General features: G+C 70.4%; 4 protein-coding genes. 1 reads left to right on the top strand and 3 read right to left on the bottom strand.

Annotated features, from left to right (window positions below; all coding sequences use genetic code 11):
- Positions 1–959: 959 nt before the first annotated feature.
- The 3 genes from ACZ3YL_RS42290 to ACZ3YL_RS42280 form a co-directional block, all read right to left on the bottom strand.
- Entirely contained in the window at positions 960–1,646 is a 687-nt protein-coding gene (locus tag ACZ3YL_RS42290; RefSeq protein WP_465663170.1) for a hypothetical protein, read from the bottom strand.
- 20 nt (positions 1,647–1,666) lie between these two features.
- Positions 1,667–2,749 carry a C40 family peptidase gene (locus ACZ3YL_RS42285; protein WP_465663168.1) on the bottom strand — a complete coding sequence of 361 codons (1,083 nt, stop codon included), beginning with the start codon at positions 2,747–2,749 and terminating at the stop codon, positions 1,667–1,669.
- Between the two features lie 440 nt (positions 2,750–3,189).
- A complete protein-coding gene (locus tag ACZ3YL_RS42280; protein ID WP_465663166.1) occupies positions 3,190–4,182 on the bottom strand; it encodes an AraC family transcriptional regulator in 993 nt (330 codons plus the stop codon).
- Positions 4,183–5,695: 1,513 nt separating this feature from the next.
- Between ACZ3YL_RS42280 and ACZ3YL_RS42275 the strand changes: the two genes are divergently transcribed.
- Positions 5,696–6,088: a peptidoglycan-binding domain-containing protein gene (locus ACZ3YL_RS42275; RefSeq protein ID WP_188308627.1), complete on the top strand. Its 393-nt coding sequence runs from the start codon at positions 5,696–5,698 to the stop codon at positions 6,086–6,088.
- Positions 6,089–6,226 lie beyond the last annotated feature (138 nt).

Below are 6,226 nucleotides of genomic sequence, written 5' to 3'. Positions count from 1 at the left end.
CCGGGCAGGTACCGGCCAAGTCCGCGACGGGGGCACCGTATCCGGCGGCGCGGGTGCGCCGAGGTGGAGCAGCACCGGCGGAGCAGGGCCAGGTGGGGCAGGGACTGGGCCGGGCGCAGCCGCCACCGCCAGGTCTTCCCCGAGGCGGCCCCGGGCTCTGTCCCGCCCTCGGCTGTCGCGTTCTCACCACACACGGGGGATCACGGCTATCCAGCCACGTCACAGGCCGCGACAGCCCCGGACAACCCGTCCGGGGCGGCACACCACCTCCTGGACGGCGGCCTGACGGCCTCCACCGGCGAGCGGGCCCACGCAGGGCCACCGACGTCCGATCTGACAGAGTGACAACCGGTGTGCGTCACAATCCATTGCCCGTGGCGCGCACCATCCGCATTGCGAAAAGATTCGCCGGAGAGACGTCGTGAGAACTCGCCATAAATTCCGCAGAAAATAACCTTCAGAGAACTCCAGGAAATTCTTCGCCTCTGATGCCCTCGTTCCCGGCGTTATGGCATGCTCACGGCGAACACGTACAGCAACCAGAGACGGCCTCACCACCCAACCGGAACAGGCCGCAGCTATCACTTGGACTGGCCCGACCTTGGTCCAACCAAGCCCGGCAAACCCCTCAAAGGGCCCTAAAATCGCCGCCGCTCGGCCAGCAGGTCACACGCGGAGCCGGAGGGGCGGCCGGGTGGCGGTCGTATCCTCCGAATATGGGCGGCAGATGCGATTGGTGCGGGGACGTCCTGCCGAGCGGGCCGGGTCGCCGCTGCCCGCGCCCGCGTCCCTGCCGACAGGCCGCCTACCGAAGCCGCGATCCGCGCCCGGGTCATTAGCGGCCTGGGGCGAAACTCACCGCCCCGGGAACGAGACTCCCCGCCGCAGGTCAGCGCCCTGGCCTGCACCTCCCGGGTAAGAACGGGTCAGGAGCGGCACTATAAGGAGTTGGTGCGCGCCTATGCGGCAGCCGACGGCTCATCTCCGACCGGTCGCTGGTGGTGTGCCGGGGCGGGCGACTCGGCGAGGCCGAGGTCGAGCGAGGCGATTGGGAACTCGGGGGTCTGCGTGGGCAGGACGAGGTCGGCAACCCTCAGGATGGAGTCGCACACCTGGCGGCTGCGAAGGTCCGGGTCGACAGGCGGACTGGCCACCAGCACGCCGCGCACGTCGGTGACCGGCACGCGCACCCGTGTCACCCGGGCGAGATCCTCCGGCGGGACCCACAGGTCGTCGGTCCGTAGCGGGGGGTAGGTCATGTCGATCCACCAGCTACCGGGCGCCATCGCGGCGATGACGCGGCGGGTCTCCTCGACGATGTGCGGGCTCGGCTCCGCGACGGCGAACGCCGTCACGAGTACGTGGGTCCCGCCGGACGGCGGGGTGCTGGGCGTGAAGCCGACGTCGGCCAGGCGGTCGGCGACGCTGCGCGCCACGGATCCGGTGCCCAGGACCGTGACGAACTCAGGTCTCATGATGTCCCCCTCAGTACCGCTGAAGTGCAATTTGAAGAACGTACGCAGGGCGCGGGCGCCCGGCGAATCCGAACCCACCGCACCGTGACGCCGACGGTGGCGGCGTGCTGGAGCGGAAAGCTGCCCTGGGCGGGTGGTGTCGGGTGTTGCGCGGGTGACGGCAGTGGTCACCCGCGCGGCACCCGGGTGGGTCAGGCGGTGACGTGGTACCAGTAGCCGCCGGTGTGGAGGGTCACGTAGTGGACGTTGGTGTTTGTTTCCTTCGCCTCGTACATCATGTCGGCGCCGGTGGTGGGGTCGGTGCCGGCGTAAAGAACGACGTGCACGGTGTTGTGGGGGTCCGTGCCGAAGTATTCGACGTCGCCGGGGCGGCGCTGGGCCTCGGTGATGGGGGTGAGGTGTTTGTCCTGGGTCTGCTTGCTGGTGTCGCCGCCGTTGGCGAGGTCGATGCCGGCGCCGAACCAGAAGGCGGCCCGGACCAGGCCCGAACAGTCCAGGCCGGCGGTAGTGTTGGCCGCGCAGGGCTGGGGGCCGTTGTATTGGTCGCAGGTGCCAAGGGAGGGGCCGGGGCCCTCGCCGCGCAGGGAGTGGCCGCCGCCCCACACGTACGGCACGCCCAGGTAGGACTTTGCCGCGTTCAGGACCTTGGTGGGGTCGATGGCGCCGGTGGGCAGCGGGGCGGGGGTGCTGGTGTAGAGGGCGTTCTTGACGGCCGTGCCGGCGATGCCGTCGATGGTCAGGGCGTGGGCGGCCTGGAAGTTGCGCACGGCCGTGTCGGTGGCCGATCCGAACTGCCCGTCCACGACGAGGCGGCCGGCGTTGAAGGTGTTCAGCATCGTCTGCAGGGTGCTGACGCACGCGCCGCTGGCGCCGGTCTGCAGGTCGCCGCACTGGGTGCGCAGGTCCACGGTGGCGGAGGCGGCGGCCGCCGCCGCGTCGAGCGCCGACTTGGTGGCGGGGCCGACGATGCCGTCCGCGGTCAGGGAGTGGGCGGCCTGGAAGGTGCGCACGGCCGTGTCGGTGGCCGATCCGAACTGCCCGTCCACGGCGATCTTGGCGCCGGTCAGGTTGAGCTCCAGCTGGAGCTGGGTGACGCAGCCGTCGGCCTCACCCTGCTGCAGGTCGGCCGGGCAGGCCGAGGAGGTGAGGGGTATCGGGGCCGGCGCCGTCGTGGCGGGCGCGGCCGCGGCGGTGTACGCGCCGACGCCCGTCAGTGCGGCCGCCAGGGCCAGGCCCAGCGACAACCGGCGCCGGGTGGACAGGAGGGTACTCACAGAAGGCTCTCCAGATTCATGATGATTCGCCAGGGAGGGCAGGGTGCTTCACCCCCTGGCCGCTCGGCGTGCTCGACGGACAGATCCAGACCGTCCGAACGGCGGTCAGCACCGCCAGGCTCGGGCATGTAAGCCGCCCGGTTGGCGGGTGTCCGGGTGACCTCCCGCGAGTTGCGACGGACCCGAAAGCCAACTGGGGCACGCTCAACTCGAACAATCATGTCCTTCCGGGATGGTCCGAACGCTCGGCCCAGACTCAGGAGCGCCGGCGCAGACGGCCGGTGAACTGCATCCGACCGCATCCAGGACGAGCCTCCCCGAACTTTGATCACACGGCTATCCGCTTTCGGATCGCCAGGGACTGCACGTTTGTGGATAGCCGAGCGGTGCGATCGCGTACTCAACCACCCTCCCGGCCAGCCGCTCCCTCGCTCACTCGCTCAGCAGCTTCGGCGCAGCGTCTCGGACGGCGGCTGTCCGAACGTCTGGCGGTACACCGTGCTGAAGCGGCCCAGGTGGGTGAAGCCCCAGCGGCAGGCCACGTCGGTCACCGTGCCGTCGGCTCGGCCGTCGGCGATGGCGAGGAGGTCGCGGTGGGCGTGGTCGAGCCGGAGCCGGCGCAGGTACGCCAGGGGCGTGGTGTTCAGGTGCACGCGGAAGCCCTCTCTGAGGCTCCGTAGGCTGGTTCGCGCGGCGAGGGCGATATCCGCCACCGAGACCGGCTCGTGCACGTGTTCCTCGCAGAACGCCTTGGCCCGGCGTACGGCGGGCAGCAGGGCAGCCGAGCCGCTGTCCGTCAGGGCATCGCTCCGGGAATGGGGTTGTGCGTCCAGCAAGCTGTCGATCAGGAGCTGCTCGAAGTGCCGCACTCCCAGTGGAGAGCGGTGGCTCAACGGCGATGCGACGAACTCGTTGAATCCCCGGACGAGTTCGATCCACGAACGGACCAACGGATCCTGCTCGTCGAGCACCGGGCTGAAGCGCACTGCGGCGGTGGAGGAATCGACTCCCCGTACCTCCAGGGCCTGTGCGACGGCCCGACCCGGAATGATGAGGATGCGGTTCCGTGCCTCGCTGTTCCACGTCATCGAGACCCGGTTGCCCGGGCCGACGATACTCTGAGTGGACGGCAGGACCACGCCGTCCACGGTGACGACGCCCGCGCCCGACATGGGCAGCTGGACGTTGTAGAAATCCCCCAGCTCTCCCGGGCAGACGGTGACGTCCGTGCCGTATCCGAGTTCGTAGAGCATCACCTCCCCTTCGTGCAAGCAGCGGAAGCGCCCGTTCGGTCGTCTGCCGTTCAGCACGGTCAAGCGGTGCGGCGCGAGCCGCTCGGTGACGACATCATGCAGTCGATCGATGTCACCGCCCTCGTACAGGAGAGCGGGATCTCTCTCAGGGCCGTTACGGAGCAGGTCGTTGGGTGACACGGACGTACCCAGCCTCCGCGCGTTGGATGGGATGGGGTTGGCTGAGTCGGACCGGATCTGCGGACGATGGTGCTCGATCTGTCGCGGTGGGGGCGGGCACGCCCGGGAGCCGGTGCACAGTCGAGTGCTCCCTCGCAGCGAGCACGGCGGGTGAGTTCGATCCGCCAGCCCCAACGATGGCCCACGCCCACGAGGACGGACAGCCCGTCTCCGTCCCACCCGGCCGACCGTTCCGTCCCACGCCGACTACCTGCGACTTGGGACGCCGGCCAGCAAGGATTGAGACCGCCGCGGCTCTGGTGGGACAGCAGAAACCGCGGCTCCGCCCGCCGCCTCCCAGGGCAACGTTGTCGAGGGTCTTGGCGTCGCCGAACTCCTTGTGCACCCCGGACAGCTCGACGACGAATGGCGCGTCGTCGGACCGGGTGGTCCCGTCGTGGTCGTTGCTCATGCTCGAGGACGATAGGCGCGTCGGCCGGGGCCGGTCGTCCAGCCCGGGGTGTATCCACAGGTCGCCGTAGTACCGGGGATGTACGACGGAGGCGAAGCGACCGGAGCGGCGGGTTGGTTGTATGGGGCGGTCTCTTGAGAGCCGGCAGTGGGAGCGGGAGCCTGGCCAACGAGATTGATCACCGCGGACGGCTCCCACCGGGCAGCGGCCCCGCACGCGGTCGGCGGGCGGCGGACGGACCGGGCCGGGGCCGGTGCGACACCGCAACACGCGAGCCCACCCGTCAACACCAAGGCGGCGCGGCCCATCCACCACAGGCAGGCCGCGCCCCTTGAGCCGAGATCAGCCCTCGGCCGAGCCGCCGCCGGGCAGCGGCCGTACAAGCCGGACACCGAACCCCCGGCCGGGGCAGCGGCGACTGCCACGCCCAGCGGTAGGCTGCTGCGCCCCTGAGAACGCACGTGAGGCCGCCATCCCTGCAGGCGTGGCGGCCTCTTCGCGTTGGCGGGCGGGGCGGCGGGTCAGTCGGGCGGCGTGATCAGGTGCCGGTCGGCGCCGGCAGGGTGGCGTCGAGGTCCCGGGTGCGGCCGGGACGGCAGTGCCGGCCGGCGGCGGACGCAGTGTGCCCGGGCACCGCACGCGGGACGGCCGGCCGCACGGCGTCCACAGACCGCGCACTGATCGACGGCGGTGCGCCGGGTTTCCCCGCAGCGGTACATTTTCAGCCACCCTTTCGGTTCGGAGGAGTTGCCACAGCCCGGGCGGAGGGCGGAATTCCGCCCGCACCTCGGATCCGGCCGAATGATCGGTAAAGACTTCGGATGGCACCAGGCCAATACGTCGACCAATGTCGAAGTTCGCCGACCGATCGGCCGGTTTGTCTCTCGCGGCCGGGCCTGACGCGGCGCCGGCAGGGAAGGCCGCGCCGCCTCGCGGTCTTTCGGCCAACCCCGCCGGGAGGGCTGGTCCGCACCGGCATGAGGGCTCACGATCGACAACGACGGGAGCGACCCGACAACGCTCCCGTGACCAGAATGACGTGAGCGATTGAGGAGACTCGACATGCAGAAGAAGTGGGCCCTTCGTGCGGCTACCCTCACCATGGGCGCCACCGCAGCCCTCGGCCTCGCCGTCGGCACGGCCAACGCCGCCTCCACGATCCAGTGGGGCTCCACCGGTCAGCCGGTGGTGTGCGTCCAGCAGGCCATGAACTACCTCGACAGCGCCGGCCTCTCGACCGACGGCCAGTTCGGCCAGAACACCTACAACGCGGTGGTCGCCTACCAGGGCTCGAAGGGCATCCAGCAGGACGGCCAGGTCGGCCCGCAGACCGGTGGCGACATCAAGGCCGACATCTACAACGTCTACCTGGCCGCCCACCACTCCGGCGACTACTCCACGCAGAGCACCATGAGCGCCTGGATGAGCAACTGCAACGGCCAGCTCCCCGGCTGATCACCGCTCCCCGGCACCGAATAGCCGGTCGGGGGGGGGGGGGCGGGGGGGCGGCCCCGGCCCCCCCCCCCCCCCCCCCCCCCCCACAACCCCCCCCCCGGGCCCCCGGGCCCCGAACTAAAACGCGAACCAAAAAAC

It is taken from the genome of Kitasatospora sp. NPDC023176 (assembly GCF_055560495.1).
Note: the sequence above shows the minus strand (reverse complement) of the source record. Positions and strands in the feature narration are given on the sequence as shown.